11 protein-coding genes, 1 tRNA gene and 1 pseudogene are annotated in these 14,215 nt (G+C 55.5%); 6 read left to right on the top strand and 7 right to left on the bottom strand.

Annotated elements, in window-relative coordinates; translation table 11 throughout:
* Positions 1-20: 20 nt before the first annotated feature.
* From GX839_03780 to GX839_03750, 7 genes and pseudogenes are all read right to left on the bottom strand, one after another.
* A complete protein-coding gene (locus tag GX839_03780) occupies positions 21-1,010 on the bottom strand; it encodes an ABC transporter substrate-binding protein (protein ID NLB04579.1) in 990 nt (329 codons plus the stop codon).
* Between the two features lie 171 nt (positions 1,011-1,181).
* Positions 1,182-1,925: a tryptophan synthase subunit alpha gene (gene trpA, locus GX839_03775; protein ID NLB04578.1), complete on the bottom strand. Its 744-nt coding sequence runs from the start codon at positions 1,923-1,925 to the stop codon at positions 1,182-1,184.
* Complete coding sequence (gene trpB / locus GX839_03770; GenBank protein ID NLB04577.1) at positions 1,912-3,102, bottom strand: tryptophan synthase subunit beta; 1,191 nt, start codon at positions 3,100-3,102, stop codon at positions 1,912-1,914. The genes trpA and trpB overlap by 14 nt, the downstream gene beginning before the upstream one ends.
* A gap of 634 nt (positions 3,103-3,736) precedes the next feature.
* Entirely contained in the window at positions 3,737-4,021 is a 285-nt protein-coding gene (locus GX839_03765; protein NLB04576.1) for a helix-turn-helix transcriptional regulator, read from the bottom strand.
* Positions 4,022-4,026: 5 nt separating this feature from the next.
* Positions 4,027-4,358: pseudogene (locus GX839_03760) on the bottom strand (type II toxin-antitoxin system RelE/ParE family toxin).
* Positions 4,359-4,594: 236 nt separating this feature from the next.
* A tRNA-Ser gene (locus GX839_03755) sits at positions 4,595-4,685 on the bottom strand.
* A gap of 18 nt (positions 4,686-4,703) precedes the next feature.
* On the bottom strand, positions 4,704-5,282 hold the full coding sequence (locus GX839_03750) for an SOS response-associated peptidase (GenBank protein NLB04575.1): 579 nt from the start codon (positions 5,280-5,282) through the stop codon (positions 4,704-4,706).
* 20 nt (positions 5,283-5,302) lie between these two features.
* On the opposite strand from GX839_03750, the gene GX839_03745 reads away from it, so the two are divergent.
* The 6 genes from GX839_03745 (at position 5,303) to lysS (ending at position 13,991) form a co-directional block, all read left to right on the top strand.
* Positions 5,303-6,736: an MATE family efflux transporter gene (locus GX839_03745; GenBank protein NLB04574.1), complete on the top strand. Its 1,434-nt coding sequence runs from the start codon at positions 5,303-5,305 to the stop codon at positions 6,734-6,736.
* A gap of 136 nt (positions 6,737-6,872) precedes the next feature.
* Positions 6,873-8,648: a hypothetical protein gene (locus GX839_03740; protein NLB04573.1), complete on the top strand. Its 1,776-nt coding sequence runs from the start codon at positions 6,873-6,875 to the stop codon at positions 8,646-8,648.
* Positions 8,649-8,789: 141 nt separating this feature from the next.
* The gene (locus GX839_03735; protein ID NLB04572.1) at positions 8,790-10,427 is read left to right on the top strand and encodes a CTP synthase; all 1,638 of its coding nucleotides are present in this window, start codon (positions 8,790-8,792) and stop codon (positions 10,425-10,427) included.
* Positions 10,428-11,933 carry an IMP dehydrogenase gene (locus GX839_03730; GenBank protein NLB04571.1) on the top strand — a complete coding sequence of 502 codons (1,506 nt, stop codon included), beginning with the start codon at positions 10,428-10,430 and terminating at the stop codon, positions 11,931-11,933. It abuts the gene before it with no gap.
* A 67-nt stretch (positions 11,934-12,000) separates the two neighbouring features.
* On the top strand, positions 12,001-12,495 hold the full coding sequence (gene greA / locus GX839_03725; protein ID NLB04570.1) for a transcription elongation factor GreA: 495 nt from the start codon (positions 12,001-12,003) through the stop codon (positions 12,493-12,495).
* Positions 12,492-13,991, top strand: coding sequence for a lysine--tRNA ligase (gene lysS, locus GX839_03720; GenBank protein NLB04569.1), 1,500 nt, complete (start codon positions 12,492-12,494; stop codon positions 13,989-13,991). The genes greA and lysS overlap by 4 nt, the downstream gene beginning before the upstream one ends.
* Positions 13,992-14,215 lie beyond the last annotated feature (224 nt).

The following is a 14,215-nucleotide window of genomic DNA, read 5'->3' as shown; positions in this document are numbered from 1 at the left end:
GCTTGGTTCAATCGCGGGGGTTAATCCGTGATTGCCTCGTATTCTTCAGGCATGACCAGGCCGAGTTCCTCACAGATCTCCCGGTTGTACAGCTTGGTAAAGCGGGGGGCGTATTCGACCGGCATCTTCCCTATTTCGGCCTGGCCGGTCAAAATCCTGGCGGCCATTTCCCCGGTGGCAAAACCGAGATCATAGTAGTCGATGGACAGGGTGGCCGCGCCGCACGCAGAGCAGATGCCCTTTTCACCGGCGATGACCGGCAGCCTGGCCGGCCGGCAGATGTTGTCGATGATACCCGCATTGGACGCCACGGTATTGTCAGTCGGAAGGTAGAGGGCTTCCACCTGGCTGACGGCCGTCATGGTGACGCTGGACAGGTCGTTTGAATCGGTGAAAGGGAAGAGGGCGACCTTGCAGCCGTCCGCCTCCAGCAGGTCCCGGATGACCTGGACCTGGTAGAGCGAGTTGGGTTCTCCGGAACAGTAAAGCAGGCCAATGGATGAAAGGTCCGGGAAAAGTTCGCGGAACATGGCAGCCTGCTGATCCAGGGGCGCCAGATCCGAGGTGCCCGAGATGTTGCCTCCTACGGTACCCTTGAAGTCCTGGATGCCCAGGGCGACCCCGTACTCCGTGATGGAGGTGCCCAGGATGGGGATATCCGCGGTTGCGGCAGCCGCCGCCTGCAGAGCCGCGGTTGCGTTGGCCATGATTAAATCAACCTTGGAGGCGACAAATCCGTTGGCGATGGAAGCGCAGGTGCCGGGATCGCCTTGAGCGTTTTGAAAGTCAAAGCTCACCCGATCCCCCAGTTCTTCTGTGAGGGCATCTTTAAAACCTTGTGTCGCTGCATCGAGTGCTTTGTGCTGGATCAGCTGTGAAATACCGACCCGGTAAAAGCGGCCGCTCCCTTCTGTGGGGTTTGCAGTGCCGTTTTTTACGGCACAGCCCATTGAGATGATGGCCAAAGTGGTCATCAGCAGGACGGCGAAAATGCGTAACGCTCTTTTCATGATCTGTTCCTCCTTCTTTGAGTATTTTAAGTTCGATCATAGACTTAATTGACAGGCTTGTATAGTGAGTGAATGCAAATTCAACGAAACACACAGCATTACAGATTGCTTAGACCATAAAGTTGCATAAATACAACAAGGGGGAGGCGGACTGCTTCCCCCTTGTCCAGGTCAGAGGCCACCTGCTCTTTTCAGCCTGTTGACAGTTCTGGAAAGAGGGTGGCCTGCCCGGTCCCCGCAGGTTCCGATCAGTTCCAGGGCGCTGAAGATGATGCCGTCAGCTGCCTGTACGAGGCAAGCCGCCTGCTTTTCCTGGTTTCCGGGTAAATCGGTGACGGCCGGGAGGCTGATCAGGCGGGCAGCCTCTTCAAGGAAATGAACTGCCTCCCCAGGATTTACCGGTGTCTTCACATAGACAAAGCCTTCCGCATCCCGGACAATGTCCCTGGCCCGCCGCCCTAAAGACGGGGCCAGCACGGAGATGAGGGCGATCTTGTGCTGCTTTGCAAAGGGCAGAACTTCAGCCCTTTCCTCATGGGGCAGATCCAGGATGACCAGACCATCAAGGCCTGCTTCTTCACAATCGGAAAAGAAGGCCTGATAGCCGTAGCAGAAGAGCGGGTTCAGGTAACTTTGCAAAAGGATGGGTCGATCTGTTTTTCTCCGGATTCTTCCGGCCAGCCGGATCAGGTCCCCGGTTTTTGCGCCCGAGGCGATCGCACGCAGGTGGGCTGCCTGTCCGGCCGGCCCTTCGGCAGCGGGATCGGAAAAGGGGATCCCCACCATGATCATGTCCGCGCCGGCCTCAAGCATGGAGAGGGCGAACGATTCGCTTGACGCCGGGGAGGGGTCACCTCCCATCAGAAAGGCGATCAAGGCCTTGTTCCCAATGAACGTTTTTTCAATTCGATTCATGTATCTTCCTCCTCCTGTATGAGGCCATGGCCTCGACGTCTTTGTCGCCCCGCCCGGACAGATTGGCAATAATCAGGGCTTCCTTATCCATGTCGGGAGCGATTTTCATGACTTGCGCGATGGCGTGGGCGCTTTCCATGGCCGGGATGATTCCTTCAAGGCGTGACAGGTATTCAAAAGCCCTGACGGCTTCTTCATCTGTGACAGCCACGTAATCGGCACGTCCCGTTTCCTTGAGCCAGGCGTGTTCAGGACCGATTCCCGGATAGTCCAGGCCGGCGGAAATGGAATAGACCGGGGCGATCCGGCCCTGATCATCCTGGCAGAAATATGATTTCATGCCGTGAAAGATTCCCGGCCGCCCTGCAGTCAGGCTGGCAGCGTGCTGGCCGGTACCAATGCCCCGCCCGGCGGCTTCGCAGCCCAGCAGCCGGACACCCCTGTCAGGGATAAAGGGGTGAAAGAGGCCCATGGCATTGCTGCCGCCGCCGCAACAGGCGACAAGGACCTGGGGCAGACGGCCTTCCAGTTCGAGTATTTGCTGTCGCGCTTCCCGGCCGATGACACTTTGAAAGTCCCGCACCATGGCCGGGTAGGGGTGGGGGCCGACTACCGATCCCAAAAGATAATAGCTGTCCGCTGTCCGACCCGCCCAGGCGTGAAGGGCCGCATTGACGGCGTCCTTGAGGACACGGGTTCCGGTTTCGACCGCGTGGACCCGGGCGCCGAGAAGCTCCATCCGATAGACATTCAAGCGCTGCCGGTCAAGATCTTCCCTGCCCATGAAAATTTCACAGTCAAGGCCCATCAGGGCTGCTGCAGTCGCCGTTGCCACGCCGTGCTGGCCGGCGCCTGTCTCCGCGATCAGGCGCTTTTTTCCCATTCTGACCGCGATCAGGGCCTGACCCAGCACATTATTGATTTTGTGAGATCCCGTGTGGTTCAGATCTTCGCGTTTGAGGTAAATTTTTGCCCCACCCAGGTCCTCTGTAATCTTTTTGGCCAGATAGAGCCGCGATGGCCGGCCGGCGCAATTTTCGAGCAGGACGGACAACTCGGATTGGAAACCGGTGTCATTCCTGCATTTTTCGTAGGCATCTTCCAAGTCCCTGATTTCGTTCATCAGCAGCTCCGGGATGAACCGACCGCCGAAGGTGCCAAAATAGCCATTTCGTATCACTTTGTTTTCCTCACTTTCCATGCAGTTACAGTGGTCATTCATGTGCGTGGATGCATCACCATCGCTTGTGGAGCCGGAAAAGCAGGAGCCGTATCTTCATCTTCTTTCCTTTTCCAATTCTGTCGGGTCAAAAGAAAACCCGCCCTTGACTGATTGCCAGTCAAGGACGGGTGAATTTCATCCGCGGTGCCACCTTGTTTCACGGGCTGTCCCGTGCGCTTTGCGGGATACCATCATATCCCCGGCAACTTACGTATGCCTCACGTCGTGGAATACTCGGAAAACGGGGTTTTCCTTTGACCACGCCCTCAGCGGTCCATTTGATGTACTGCCTGGTGCGGGCTTCCACCTTGCCCCGCTCTCTGTGACCGCACATACACCTTTACTTCCGCGTCAACGGTTTATTCAGCTTATTCAGTTGTTGTGACCCAATATAGGCCCTTTGCCGTCCTCTGTCAATCGGGCCAGCGAGAGCTTGTCAAACAAAAACCGCCTGACGGCGGCTTTTGTCCGGCGGAGATGAAGTTTTCGTTCCGGCGGAACTTGGATTTTGCCCAACTTCCAAATCTTAATCTTTCACTTACATCCGTCCTCAAGTATCGCCGGCAGCGACTTTAAGTGGAGGTTGCAGCTATTTTGAAACGATGGTCAACTTCAGGTCCAAACCATCCAGGAGTTTCATCAAAGTATCGATTTGAGGAATATGTTTTTCTCTTTCCAGCCGTGAAATTGATTGCTGTGAGATACCGGTCATGGCAGCCAACTTCTCTTGCGTAATCTTTTTCCGCTTTCTTTCTTGAACAATTTTGTCGATCAAACTGTATTCTTGTTCAATTTTTGCGTACGCTTTATCAAAATTGGGATCTTTTCGCTTTTCTGCGACCAGATCCTTGACAATAATTTTCTCAAAACTCATTGCAATCAATCCTTTCTATCGATTTTTCTGGCCCTGCTTCTTGCCTTATTCAAATCATGCTGTTCTGCTTTACCTTTTTGTTTTTTACAAGCATGCAGAAGGTAGAGATTGTCTTGATCGAACATAACATAAAAAATCCGATTGTGTCTTCTAAATTTAATCTCCCACAATTTGCCTTCTATTTGTTTCGTGTTGATTGAAGCTAAAAATCAATTCCCCGTTTTTCAAGTTCTGCCAGGATGAAATAGCCTTCAGCGGATTCGATCGTGTCGAGTTTATCCAAATAATCTCTTATCAAGTATTTACCACCATCGGTTTTGTATGTATGAACATTCATCCATGCTTTTCTCTGATGAAAGTATACATCAAAATTGATGTATTGTCATCATCATGCCCCTTGCGATTAATTGATAAAATAACAGAAAATCACAATTTCGCGAAACTGCAACACGAAACTGCCCCAGCTGGCCGGTAACGGACTTGAGTTTGTCGGAGAGGGAAGAAGGGCGGGAGATCAAGGCATGGCAAAAACAAAGACTCCATCACGCTTACTCATGTAACGGAGTCTTTGTCTGGCGGAGATGGTGGGATTCGAACCCACGTGCCGGTCACCCGGCAAACGCTTTTCGAGAGCGCCCCGTTACGACCACTTCGGTACATCTCCGTGCCGGGCACCAGTTTATCATATGCCGGCTGCTTCTTGGAACAGCAGGTCCAGGAGTGGCTCTTTCATGGTCTCCGGGCTCTCCGTCAGCCAGGGCCCGGTCCGGTCCCTTGGAATAATCACCGGCATACGGTTGTGAATGAAAGCGAATCCGGGTGCGGCATCACGGGTCAGGATCACAAATGAGGGGAGCGGGTTGTCCTTTTCCTGGCGGTAGCATCCCGCCAGGAAAAGCGGCCCCTGGGGGAGGAAAAACTTGTAACGCAGCTTGCGGCCGTCAGAAGGCTGCCATTCATAGTAGCCGCTCGCTGGGATCAGGCAGCGACGGAATTGCATGGAATCCCTGAACATGGGTTTTTCCAGGGCCGTTTCACTTCGGGCATTAATGACCGGCCGGTTTTGGTAGCCCTTGAAACCCCATGTCATGGCCTGGTAGCTGCCCGGACCTGTTTGAACCGGGACCAGGTCGGAGGGGAAGATTTCCCCCTGAGTTTTCAGTTTGCGGGGAAGATCGGGGCCGCTCAGAGACTTTTCCACCTGCCTGGCGATCCGCTCAAGTTCGGGGTCGCTCAGTTCAATATAGTAACGTCCGCACACAGAAACCACCTCACCTTCGGGTGTCCATTGTAAATCATTTATGGTTTAATGAACGGGTGGCTGACAAACAGATAGACAAAACAAGACGGATGGCGGAGGCGAAAGTCTTTCCCCTGCTGATACGCATGTCGGGACCGGCCATGTTCTCCATGCTCATCATGTCGCTTTACAACATCGTTGACAGCCTCTTTGTCAGTGCCGTCTCCGAGATTGCGCTTCGGTCGGTCAGCATTATTTTCCCGGTTCAGCAGCTTATGATCGCCTTCGCCGTCGGCACTTCCGTAGGGGTCAATTCCTATGTCGCCCGCAGGCTGGGGGCAGAAGACCCTGAAACGGCAAGTGCCGCGGCTTCACACGGACTGGCCCTGTCTTTTGTCAACTGGCTCTTCTTCCTGGTTACCGGTTCCCTCATGGCCCCTGTGGTGGTTAATTGGTTTTCCAATCACGGAGAGGTAATCAGCAGCGGCATCGCTTATCTGAGGATTGTCACCGTCGGCTCCATTGGTCTCTTCTGGCAGATCCACAGTGAGAAGATTTTCCAGGCGACCGGGAATATGACACGTGCCATGTTCATCCAGCTGACGGGGGCGGTCCTGAATATTGCGCTTGACCCCATCCTGATCTTCGGCTGGTTTGGCCTGCCGGCCATGGGGGTCCGTGGCGCTGCCGTCGCGACGGTTGTTTCCCAGATCATTGCCGGGGGTGCGGGGGTCCACCTGCTGCTCCACAGGGAGAAAGTGATCAAGGTCAGACTTCGGGGCTTTCGCTTCCAGAAACACATCCTGGCCGCCATTTACCGAGTCGGCCTGCCTTCCCTGGTCATGCAGTCCGTGACGGCCATGGTCGGCATGGTCTTCAACATGATCATCCTGCCTTTTTCGGAGATCGCCATCACGGTTCTGGGCGTCTACCTGAAACTTGAATCCTTTGTCTTCATGCCGGTTTTCGGCATCGGCCAGGGCATGTTGCCGCTGATGGCCTACAATTACGGGGCCAAACGTTTTGACCGTGTCCGCCAGACCCTGAAAAGCGGCATGATTCTGATGGCAGGCATGATGTCATTTTCAACGGTGGTATTCCAATTGATTCCGCGGCTTCTCCTTGGTGCCTTCAACGCCACGGAGGAAATGTATGAAATGGGAATTCCCGCCTTCCGCAATATTTCCATCTGTTTCCTATTCGCGGGAATTGCTATTATTCTGTCCATCTCCTTCCAGGCCCTGGGCAGGGGAACTTACAGCCTCTTCATCTCAATCTTCAGACAGCTGGTCCTGCTACTGCCGCTGGCCCGCTTGTTTGCGGTCTGGCACCTGGACTACGTCTGGTACTCCTACGTCATTTCAGATCTGGGTGCGGCCCTGATGGCGGCCTTCCTCTTCCGACGGCTTTCCGCGAGAATCATGCCGCAGGAAGAAACCTCAGCAATCATGGCTGTTGAGAAGGACGCCGCCTAGCATCATTCTGCTTTTGTGCGCTGTCACATCGAATGGATGCAAATCGGTGTGATTTATGTGCAAATTTTGTGAAGCTCTGGTAACATATGGTCAACGTTTATTCCATTGAGGACAGAAAGTTTAGAGGAGGAAGCTTATGAAGATCATACGTAAGGTGACGGTCGCCTTCCTGGTCATTGCCCTGATGGTCATCCTGTTGCCGGTCAATGTCTTTGCCGCGGATGCACAGTTCATCATTTACCACACCAATGACATCCACGGCCGGGCCGAGGGGACTCCCGAAAAGGATAAGGACGGGAACCTTAACGAAAAGGGCAATATCGGCTACGCCCGCTACAAGAAGATCATTGATGTGGATAGGGGTAACATTGACTACGATGAAGTCATTGTCCTGGATGCCGGCGATGCGGTCCACGGCACCCTTTTTGCCCAGTTCAGCTCGGGTGAAAGCATGATCGAGCTGATGGGGATGGTGGGTGTGGATGCCATGACCTGTGGTAACCATGAGTTTGACTACGGCGCCGTCCAGCTCAAGGAGCTGGAGACTCAAGCGGCTGCTGCAGGCTTTCCCATTATGGGCGCCAATGTGACCAAGACCGATTCGGGCCTGCCTTTCTTTGGCGTCAACGTCAAAGAATTCGATGTTGCCGGCCGTAAGGTGATCGTTTTCGGGGTTACCACTCCCGAGACCAAATACAAGGCCCACCCCAACTATACCAAGGGTGTGTCCTTTGGCGCCGGTGACAGCGAACAGGACCTGGATGCCTTTGCCGCCAAGATTCAGGCCGTGATTGACGGCCTGCCGCCTGCGGAAGTGGTCATCATGATGGGCCACCTGGGTGTGGATATGAGTTCACCCATCCGGACCACCACGCTTCTGCCCAAACTGAAAGGGCTTGATCTGGTCATCGACGGTCACAGCCATACAGCGGATTACAAGATGAAGATCAAGGACAAGGAGGACAAAGAGGTTCTGGTTGTCCAGGCAGGCAAGTATTTTGAACAAATCGGCAGGATCTTGGTTGAGTTTGATGCCGGTGAAATCAGATTTACCCCCGAGCACATTACCTTCAAGGACGTGCGTGGTCTGGAGGGGGATCCCGCCATCCTGGCCAAGATCAAGGCCTTTAACGACGCCAACGCGGCGGAGCTGGGCAAGGTAATCGGCAAGACGGCTACCAAGCTGGTCCAGTCCGGAGACTTCCGGGGCAAGGAGAATGTTCAGCTGGTACGGGTCCAGGAGACCAATCTGGGCAACCTGGTCGCCGATTCACTTCGCAAGGCCACCGGTGCTGATGTGGCCCTGACCAATGGCGGCGGAATCCGGGCCAATATCGAACCGGGAGAGATCACTTTCGGCGATGCGGTCTCGGTGCTTCCCTTCGGCAACCTGATTACGGTCATCAGGGTGACCGGTCAGCAGATCGTTGACGCCCTGAAACACGGAGCCGGGGGTTACCCCGCGCCCATGGGCGGCTTTCCCCAGGTGTCGGGCCTGACCTTTGTGATTGAGACCGAGGGCCTGGGAGACAAGGAAGCTTTCAAGGGGATCGCTGACGTCAAGGTGGGCGGCACGCCCATTGACCTGAAAAAGACCTACACCCTGGCCACCAATGACTTCATGGCCGTGGGAGGCGACAACTATACCATGTTTGAGGGAGCCGAACAGGTCCTGCTCCACGGCCTCATGCTGGAAGCCTTTATCGATGAGATCAAGGCCCTGACCAAAGCTGCCGGAGCTGAGGGATTCACCTATGGGACCGACGGCCGCATCAAGGTCAGAAACCTGTCTGAAGTTGAACCGGCGGTTCCGACAGGTGAAACTGCCGTCTACCTGGTTTCCGGAGTCCTCTTCTTCGCGGTCGCGGCCCTCCTGCTTCTGACCAGCCGGAGAAAGGTTGAAGAGAGCTGACGGGAAGCCTTTGAAAATGGGTCACTTGACCCGGAACCGCCTCTATTTTGGGGCGGTTCCTTTTTCTGAGTCGTGATATAGTGATTAGAAGATAATCGGGTCAGGCGCCAAAGGTCAGGTGCTGGGAATAAGGGGTTACAGATGGCGACCAAGTATATTTTTGTGACGGGCGGTGTTGTGTCCGGGCTGGGCAAGGGAATCACGGCGGCTGCCCTGGGCCGGCTCCTGATCGCCAGGGGATTGAGTGTCCGCATCCAGAAGTTTGATCCCTACATCAATGTCGACCCGTCCCTGATGAGCCCCACCCAGCACGGGGAAATTTTCGTGACCGAGGACGGGGCGGAGACTGATCTGGACATCGGCCATTACGAGCGCTTCACCGATGTTGACCTGACCAGTGAAAGCGACATCACCTCGGGCCGGGTCTACCTCAATGTCATTAACCGGGAGCGGTCAGGCGGCTATTACGGCGGCACGGTCCAGGTGGTGCCTCACATCATCAATGAAATCAAGGATCATATCTATAAGGTATCGGAAGAAGGCCAGGTGGATGTGGTTATCTCCGAAATTGGCGGAACCGTCGGCGACATGGAGGGCCAGCCCTTCATTGAAGCCATCCGGCAGGTCAGCTATGAGGCGGGGAGGGGCAACTGCCTCTTCATCCATGTCACCTTGCTGCCCTATGTAAAAAAACCGGGTGAGATTAAAACAAAACCGACCCAGCACAGTGTGCAAAAACTTTTATCCTATGGGATCCAGCCCGATATCCTGGTTTGCCGGACGGAGCTGCCGCTTGATGAGGTCATTCGTGAAAAACTGGCACTCTTTTGCAACGTGCGCATGGATTCAGTCATCCAAAACGTTGACTGCAGCTCGGTTTATGAGCTGCCGCTGATCTTCGAGAATGAGGGCTTCGCCCGTGTTGTCTGTGAACGTCTGGGGCTCGACCGCCCCGAGCCCTTTCTGGATGATTGGAAACTCCTGGTTGAAAAAGCCAGGGAACCGCGCGAAAAACTGGACATTGCCCTGGTCGGCAAGTATACGGAATTGCAGGATGCCTATTACAGCGTGATCGAAGCGCTCGACCATGCGGGGATCGCCCTGGGCGTTGAACCCGTCATCGACTGGGTGGCAAGTGAGGAGCTGGAAGGGCTTTCTCCTGCAGAGGTGGACGCCAGGCTTGGATCGTCCTGTGCGGTGGTGGTTCCGGGAGGTTTCGGACCCCGAGGCATGGAGGGAATGATTGAAGCCAGCCGGAGCGCCCGTGAGCGGAATCTCCCCTTTTTGGGAATCGGCCTGGGCATGCAGATGGCGGTGATCGACATTGCACGTCATGTGGCCGGCATCGCAGACGCACACACCGATGAATACGGACCGGACTGCCGCGATGTTTTCTACTATGCGGGATTGACGGAGCCCGCAAGCGGTGTCGACCGGATTCCCTTCTGTGAACGGCCCATGCGAAAGGGCGCCTATCCACTGGTGATCGAAGATGAATCTTTGCTGGCTTCGATCTATGGCCGCCTGGAAACATCCGAACGGCATCACCACCGCAGGGAATTCAATCCTGCTTTCTCGGGAGTCCTGGCTTCAACAGGACTGCGCTACTCAGGCATGTCGCCTGATGGCCGCCTGGTTGAGGCCGTTGAGTGGCCCGGTCATCCGTTTTTTGTCGGGACTCTCTATCATCCCGAATTCAAGTCGCGGCCGACCCGGCCGCATCCGCTTTTTTTGGCCCTGATCGAAAAGGCAATCGCCCGCAAGAAAGGAGTGAGCTAGATGGCAGAGCTTATCCCCGAACTGTCCCGCACCTTCAGTGAATACCTCCTGGTGCCCAACCGGACCAGCCGTGAATGCATCCCCGACCGGGTGCAGCTTGCGACGCCTCTCGTGCGCTACAAGAAGGAGGCAGAGGATTGTCCCATCACCTTGAGCATCCCGCTTGTTTCCGCCATTATGCAGTCGGTGTCGGGGGACCGGATGGCAGTGGCGCTCGCCCGTGAAGGCGGGCTTTCCTTTATTTTCGGCTCCCAGCCGATTGAGCAGCAATGCGAGATGGTCAGGCGGGTCAAAAAATTCAAGGCGGGCTTTGTGCCAAGTGACAGCAACCTCAGGCCGGATGACAAGCTTGCTGATATTGTCCGGTTGAAAAAGAAAACGGGCCACTCCACTGTTCCCATTACAGATGACGGGACGGCAACCGGTAAACTTGTCGGGATCGTGACCAGCCGTGATTACCGCGTTTCCAGACTGGATCCCCAAACCCCCATTAAGGACTTCATGACGCCCCTGGAGGAGATTGTCTACGGACGTGAGGGGATCAGCCTGAGTGAGGCTAACGACATTATCTGGGACCACAAACTCAATCAGCTGCCCATCCTGGATGGAGAGGGCCGCCTGGTTTCGCTTGTTTTCCGCAAGGACTACGATGCCCATAAAGAAAATCCGGGGGAGATGCTGGACGCGCAAAAACGTCTCCTGGTCGGCGCGGGGATCAATACCCACGATTATAAAGACCGGGTCCCCGCCCTGCTGGACGCCGGATGTGATGTCCTCTGCATCGATTCCTCCGACGGTTTCTCCGACTGGCAAAAGGACACGATCGACTTTATCCGCCGGCAATATGGGCCCGACCTGCCCCTGGGTGCCGGCAATGTGGTCGACGAGGACGGTTTCCGTTTTTTGGCGGAAGCGGGCGCCTCTTTCATTAAAGTTGGAATTGGCGGCGGATCCATTTGCATCACCCGCGAACAAAAGGGAATCGGCAGGGGGCAGGCATCCGCCCTGATGGATGTCGCAAAAGCGCGTGACCGCTGGGAAGAAGAGACAGGGATCTACATTCCGCTGTGTTCAGACGGCGGGATCGTCCATGACTATCACATGGTTCTGGCTCTGGCCATGGGAGCGGACTTTCTGATGCTGGGCAGGTATTTTGCCCGCTTCGATGAAAGCCCGACCCGCAGGATCCTTTTCAACGGAAGCTATGTCAAGGAGTATTGGGGGGAAGGCTCCAACCGTGCGCGCAACTGGCAGCGCTATGAGGACGGCGGAAGGGGACAGATGCTCTTTGAGGAAGGCGTCGACTCCTACGTTCCCTACGCGGGGAAACTGGCCGACAACGTCCCGACCACCTTGGCCAAAATCAAGGCCACCATGTGCGCCTGCGGGGCACTTACCCTGGACCAGCTGTCGCACAAGGCCAGGCTGGTGGTGGTGTCGCCGACCAGCATCGTGGAAGGCGGTGCCCACGACGTGATCCATAAGGAAAGCGATTTCGGCAGTTGATCAAAAATAGCTTCTGTGTATAATAGGGCAATCGCAAACTATATGAAAAGAGGGAAGCATAAGAGCGATGGCTGAGACTGTCTACGAAATGACTTACGGAAAAATCCGTGAATACCAGCAGGAATTGGAAGACCGCAAAACCCGGGTAGCGGCCGAAATCGCCGAGCGTTTGAGGGAAGCGCGCGCCCATGGGGATATAACGGAGAATTCGGAATTTGATGATGCCAAGCAGGCCTATGCGGATAATGATCTGCGAATTGCCGAGATCGAGGAAATCCTCAAAAATGCGCGGGTGATCGATGAAAAGGGCATCAGCCGGACCCGGGTGACCCTGGGCGGCCAGGTGCTCCTGCGCAATGAGGACGACGGATCCGAACATGAGTACTTGATCGTTTCCGCCAAGGAGGAGGATATCCTGATTGGCAAACTTTCCAGCGAATCGCCGGTCGGACAGGCCATCCTGGGGAAGAAGAAGGGCGATGTCGTCCAGGTCAGCACGCCCCTTGGCATGATCAGGTATTCGGTGGCCCGTATTTCCAAGCCGAAAGGACTGAACGAATGATCAATGAAAACGGACCCTCTGACCGCCGGGATGAGCTTCCCGAGCAGATGAGGTACCGTCTTGACAAACTGAGGAAGCTGCAATCGGAAGGAAAAAACCCCTACCGGATTACCCGGGCCCAAGTGACCCACCTGGCTTCCCATATCATCACAAATTTCGAACAAATGGAGGGAGAAACCGTTTCGGTCGCAGGCCGCCTCATGGCCAAACGCGGCATGGGCAAAGTATCCTTCGCCGACCTGCTTGACCGGACGGGGGCCATCCAGATTTTCAGCCGGCTGGATCAGCTGGGGCAGGAATCCTATGAGGCTTGGCAGGCGCTCGATCTGGGTGACCTGGTCGCCGTGACCGGTCAGGTTTTCCGGACAAAAACGGGGGAGGTTTCGATTCGAAATACTTCCTGGACCCTGCTGGCTAAATCGCTGCGGCCGCTGCCCGAGAAATTTCACGGCCTGCGCGACACGGATCTCCGCTACCGCAAACGCTACCTGGACCTCATGGTCAACCCCGAGGTCCGGGATACCTTTGAAAAACGCAGCCGGATCATCCGCCTGATCCGGGAAGAGCTGGACAGGCGCGGTTACCTGGAGGTTGAAACTCCGCTTCTCAACCTTATTGCGGGCGGTGCGACGGCCCGCCCTTTTGTCACCCACCACAATGCGCTGGATTTGGATCTTTTTTTGCGTGTCTCACCGGAATTGTATCTGAAACGCCTGATTGTAGGCGGCCTGGAACGCGTTTACGAGATCGGCCGCAATTTCCGCAATGAGGGGATGAGCACCAAACACAACCCCGAGTTCACCATGCTGGAGCTTTATGAAGCATATGGCGACTACCACACCATGATGGAGATCACCGAAAAGCTTTTTTCAATCTGCTGTCTGGATATCTGCGGCAGCCACGACATCGACTATCAGGGGACGGCCATTTCCATGAAGCCGCCTTTCAGGCGCCTGTCCATGATCGAGGCCGTGCGTCAGCACACCGGCCTTGATTTTGATGAACTGAAGACGGATGAAGAGGCCCGCGAGGCTGCCAAGTCCTTCGGGTTGGAACAGGTGACAGCCAAGATGACCTGGGGTGAGGTGCTCAATGCCTGTTTCGAGAATTTCGTGGAGGAAAAGCTGATTCAGCCCACCTTCCTGATGGACTATCCGGTCGAGGTTTCCCCCCTGACCAAGATCAAGCCGGGAACGGAAGGGAGGCTGACCGAGCGTTTCGAGGTTTTCGTGGTGGGGCGCGAACACGGCAATGCCTACAGTGAACTGAACGATCCCTTTGACCAGAGGGGCCGCTTTGCCGATCAGCAGCGCCGCCGTGATGCGGGGGATGACGAAGCCCAGCTGCCGGACGAGGATTTTGTTGAAGCCCTGGAGTACGGCATGCCGCCGACAGGGGGCCTGGGCATCGGCATTGACCGCCTGGTCATGCTTCTGACCAACCAGCCCTCCATCCGGGATGTCCTCCTGTTCCCGACCATGAAGCCTCTGGATTGAGCCTGCACGCATTGAACTCTACCGCGTGGCTGCCGGCCCGGCCTTTATTCCGGCAGGCATCGCGAGAAACAAGGGCTACAGCTTTGATCTTTGGTGGCTCTACGGCTGGCTTCTATGGATCGTCGCTCTGATTCATTCCATGGTTCTGCCGGATAAGCATGCCCCTCAGGCCTATACCCATACCACTCTGCCGGCTCCTTTTCAGCCGGCTTTTCCCCCGGGGC

Origin of the sequence: Fastidiosipila sp. (assembly GCA_012511175.1) — a bacterium.
GTDB lineage: Bacteria > Bacillota > Clostridia > Saccharofermentanales > DTU023 > UBA4923.
This window is presented reverse-complemented; position numbering and strand designations above follow the sequence as displayed.

Coding starts and splice junctions, on each gene's coding strand:
- GX839_03780 (NLB04579.1), bottom strand. CDS start 1,010: ATGAAAAGAGCGTTACGCATTTTCGCCGTCCTGCTGATGACCACTTTG.
- trpA (NLB04578.1), bottom strand. CDS start 1,925: ATGAATCGAATTGAAAAAACGTTCATTGGGAACAAGGCCTTGATCGCC.
- GX839_03765 (NLB04576.1), bottom strand. CDS start 4,021: ATGAGTTTTGAGAAAATTATTGTCAAGGATCTGGTCGCAGAAAAGCGA.
- GX839_03740 (NLB04573.1), top strand. CDS start 6,873: ATGAAGATCATACGTAAGGTGACGGTCGCCTTCCTGGTCATTGCCCTG.
- GX839_03735 (NLB04572.1), top strand. CDS start 8,790: ATGGCGACCAAGTATATTTTTGTGACGGGCGGTGTTGTGTCCGGGCTG.
- GX839_03730 (NLB04571.1), top strand. CDS start 10,428: ATGGCAGAGCTTATCCCCGAACTGTCCCGCACCTTCAGTGAATACCTC.
- greA (NLB04570.1), top strand. CDS start 12,001: ATGGCTGAGACTGTCTACGAAATGACTTACGGAAAAATCCGTGAATAC.
- lysS (NLB04569.1), top strand. CDS start 12,492: ATGATCAATGAAAACGGACCCTCTGACCGCCGGGATGAGCTTCCCGAG.